Below are 3,866 nucleotides of genomic sequence, written 5' to 3' on the forward strand. Positions count from 1 at the left end.
TCTGTTGTGTATTATACTGTTTCATAGATATTCCTTTTTGTTTTTTTTAGCAATTTAAATTATAAGGAATATCTCATTTTTTTTAAACTAAAAGTGTGCAATATCTATGGAACTTAAACAAAAATTAAATATATTTATACTTGACAAAAAAAATTTATGTATTATTATAGCTTTAAAATTATGAATTATGGAGCAAATAATGGGAGAATTAGAATCTATTAGTTTATTATACGAATTAAATATATTAAATGCTTATTTCGCAAAATATGACGATGATGAAAACGACTTTGACAGTGATGACTTTGATGATAAAGATGATTATGAAGATGATGACGATTTTGATGATGACTTTGATGATGATGACGATTTTGACGATGAAGACGACTTCGATGATGACTATGATGATGATGATTATGACGATGACTATGATGATGACGATTATGACGATGACTATGATGATGATATAGATGATTTTGATGACGATTTCGACGATGACTTTGATGATGATGACGATTTCGACGATGACTTTGACGATGATGATTATGATGACTATGATGATGATTTTGATGAATAATTAATTTATATATATAAAGCAATGCTATTTCTTTTTAGTATTGCTTTATTATAAAAAGGCGTATGATGTCAGAAAAAAAATTCAAAAAATTTAATAATAACAAAGAAAATAATAATAATAACAACAATAAAAAATTTTATAACGGTAATAATAAAAAAAATAAAAATAATTTCTACAATAAGAAGAAATATCATAATAATCAATACAAATATCAAGAAAAAAGTATAGAAGAATATGAAAAAAACTATCTTAAAAGACGCATGAAAGAAGATGTTGAAAGACTTCTATGTCCTATATGCGAGAAGCCTATTTATATAATAGAGGAGGCTATAAGGCATAGTGCCAGCGGAGAATTAGCTCATTTTGAATGCGTATTAAATGAGATTAAAGAAAATAATATTTCTGATATGCAAGAAGAAGATAAAATAGTTTATCTAGGTTCAGGAACTTTTGGTATTATACAGGAAAGACAAAGCGGAAAGAATACTAGATTTTTTGTACGAAAGCGAATTAACTATGAAAATAGAAAAGTTAAAAGAATAGAAGATGATTCAGATCCTGAAGAGGAGGATTTATTTAATGTATGATATACCCCTGGGATTTTCTTCTGCTGCTTTAAAATCTGGTCTTAAAAATAATGATTATGATTTGGCAATAATTAAAAGTGATCCTCCTAGTGTTGTTTCTGCTGTATATACTCAAAATAATTTTCAGGCTGCCCCAATTCTATTTTCTAAAAAAAATGATAAAAATAATATAGAATTATTAATAGTTAATAGTAAGATAGCAAATTCTCTAACAGGAAAAAGCGGTTATAATGATGTTTTAGATATAGTAAAGCATGCAGAAAAAGTTTTAGGTATAAAGAAAGATAATATATTAACAGCTTCTACTGGAATTATTGGAGTTCAGTTAGATACAAAAAAAATCAAAAAATCTATAGATGTATCTTTAAAATATTTTAATCAGGGTTTTGATAATATTTCAAGGGTCATTCAAACTAGAGATAAATTTGATAAAATATATAAGGCACAATTAGAAGTTTCTGGTAAATCAGCCAAATTTTATGCTGTTGCTAAGGGGAGTTCTATTATTCATCCTAATATGGCTACAGTGCTTCTTTTTATATTTACAGATTTGAATATAGAAAAGGGAACTTTAAATAAAGCTTTTAAAGAATCAATAGATAAAACTTTAAATAGAATATCAATAGACGGAGAAACTTCTACTAATGATATGGCTGTTATAATGGCAAATGGTGCTGTTGGTAACAAAATCATAACAGAAAAAAATAAGAAATTATTTAAAGAGTTCAAAAATAAATTAGATGAAATATGTGCTTATCTTGCAAAGATGATAATACTTGATGGAGAGGGCATAACTAAAACTATAATTGTATCAGTAAAAAGAGCAAAAAAACAAGATGATGCTTTCAATATAGCTCAAAAAATTGCTAAGTCTAATATTGTAAAAATTTTATTTCTTTCTAAAAATCCTAATTTTGAAAAAATATTATCTGCATTAGGTACTTCTAATAATATCAATATTAATAATATATCATTATATGTTAATGATGTTTTAATATATTCAAATGGTGAATTAATCAAAAATGAATCAGTCAATAAATTAAAAAAAGAGATAGAAGATATAAAAGAAAATTATATAACAATAGATTTAGGTTTCAATACCAAATATGAAGATTACTATTATTTCACAGATTTAACACAGGAATCTATATCGATACACTCTTCTTATAATATATAAGATAATATCCTCTATATTTAGTCTAAACTTCATTTAGGAATAAAATTTTTCTATAAAAATAATTATATATTAATTATTAAATGAAAACTCATTAGAATCGTTTTTATTTGAAATTAACAGTTTTTAACATAAATTAACACTTTTTAACATAATTATATTGACTTTGTGTTAAAAAATTACTATTATAGTATCTATAATAAATAGTTTATTTGATAAGTTTTTTATGGAATCATTTGATAGAGAAAATATAATATTAGAATATTTAAAAAATAATATTAACAGTTCAATAGAGAATTTAGCTAAAATATGTAATTCAAGTACTATGACCATAAGAAGAGATTTAAAGAGATTACAAAAATCTAATGTTATGGAACAGAGAAACGGCATAGTATATTTGAAAAAGGATATATCTTTATTACCTCCCTATGTATATAGGAAGACTTTATATAAAAAAACTAAACAGGCAATGGCATTGAAAGCTTTAGAATTTATTAATGATGGAGATGTCATAATTTTAGATGCTGGTACAAGTTGTATGGAATTATCTTATTTATTGAATAATAAGAAACATTTGACAGTTATAACAAATGATTTGGATATAGCCAGTATAGCTTCAAATTATGAAATAACAGTATATATAGCAGGTGGAAAAATAGAAAATAGAAATAATTGTTCTTCGTCTATAGAAACAATAGAATATATAAAAAGATTTAGAGTTTCTAAAGCATTCATAGGCACATCAGGCATTACAAACGATTTATATTTTTGTGCTAATAGTTCTGACAAAGTTGAGATAAAAAAAAGCATGATGGATATTTCTAATACTACTATATTAATGGCTGATAGCAGTAAATTTGATTCTGCTTCTATTATATCTGTTCGTCCTTTATATGATTTTGATTATATTATCACCGATAAAATATTTTCTAATGATGAAATAAATATTATAGAAAAAAACGGAGGTAAAATATTAAATGTATAAATGTTTAATAATAGCAGATGATTTAACAGGAGCTAATGCTAGTATATCATTATTACAGCATTTTAACATAACTACATTACTTCAATTAAATGATAAAGAATTGTATTCAAATTATGATGCTATAAGCTGTTCTACAGAGAGCAGATCTATATCATCAGAACATTCATATAAAATAGTATTTGATGTTACAAAAAAGTATATGGATGATGAGGTAGTTATATACAATAAAAGAATAGACAGTACAATGCGTGGTAATATAGGTGCTGAAGTAGATGCTATGCTTGATGCATTGTGTGATGACAGAATGGCTATTTTAAGTCCTGGTTATCCTTCAGCTGGAAGAACAGTTGTAGGAGGATATTTGCTTGTCAATGGAGTATTAGTTGAAGAAACAGAAATGGCTTATGATTCTAAAAATCCAATAAAAAGCAGCAACATAAAATATTTAATTGATCAGCAGACTAAAAGAAAAATGTGTCTATTAGATATTAATATGATAAAGAAAGGTGTTGATTATATAATTCAATATATAAAAGATAGATATAA

5 protein-coding genes are annotated in these 3,866 nt (G+C 25.1%); all 5 read left to right on the forward strand.

What is annotated here, in order from left to right; all coding sequences use genetic code 11:
- Nucleotides 1–199: 199 nt before the first annotated feature.
- Complete coding sequence (locus Q1J76_RS01960) at nucleotides 200–574, forward strand: hypothetical protein (RefSeq protein ID WP_300366012.1); 375 nt, start codon at nucleotides 200–202, stop codon at nucleotides 572–574.
- Nucleotides 575–639: 65 nt separating this feature from the next.
- Complete coding sequence (locus Q1J76_RS01965) at nucleotides 640–1,161, forward strand: hypothetical protein (protein ID WP_367182052.1); 522 nt, start codon at nucleotides 640–642, stop codon at nucleotides 1,159–1,161.
- Nucleotides 1,154–2,338 (forward strand): bifunctional ornithine acetyltransferase/N-acetylglutamate synthase, encoded by a 1,185-nt coding sequence (argJ, locus tag Q1J76_RS01970; RefSeq protein WP_300366019.1) that lies wholly within the window; start codon nucleotides 1,154–1,156, stop codon nucleotides 2,336–2,338. Before Q1J76_RS01965 ends, argJ begins: the two co-directional genes overlap by 8 nt.
- A gap of 223 nt (nucleotides 2,339–2,561) precedes the next feature.
- Nucleotides 2,562–3,320, forward strand: a complete 759-nt coding sequence (locus tag Q1J76_RS01975; protein WP_300366022.1) for a DeoR/GlpR family DNA-binding transcription regulator — start codon at nucleotides 2,562–2,564, stop codon at nucleotides 3,318–3,320.
- On the forward strand, nucleotides 3,313–3,866 hold a 554-nt coding region (locus Q1J76_RS01980; protein WP_300366025.1), incomplete at its 3' end, for a four-carbon acid sugar kinase family protein. The genes Q1J76_RS01975 and Q1J76_RS01980, both read left to right, overlap by 8 nt.

Source organism: Brachyspira sp., assembly GCF_029258575.1.
GTDB lineage: Bacteria > Spirochaetota > Brachyspiria > Brachyspirales > Brachyspiraceae > Brachyspira.

What these genes read in the sequence shown, in the direction of transcription:
- Q1J76_RS01960 (WP_300366012.1), top strand. Translation starts at nt 200, where the DNA reads ATGGGAGAATTAGAATCTATTAGTTTATTATACGAATTAAATATATTA.
- Q1J76_RS01965 (WP_367182052.1), top strand. Translation starts at nt 640, where the DNA reads ATGTCAGAAAAAAAATTCAAAAAATTTAATAATAACAAAGAAAATAAT.
- argJ (WP_300366019.1), top strand. Translation starts at nt 1,154, where the DNA reads ATGTATGATATACCCCTGGGATTTTCTTCTGCTGCTTTAAAATCTGGT.
- Q1J76_RS01975 (WP_300366022.1), top strand. Translation starts at nt 2,562, where the DNA reads ATGGAATCATTTGATAGAGAAAATATAATATTAGAATATTTAAAAAAT.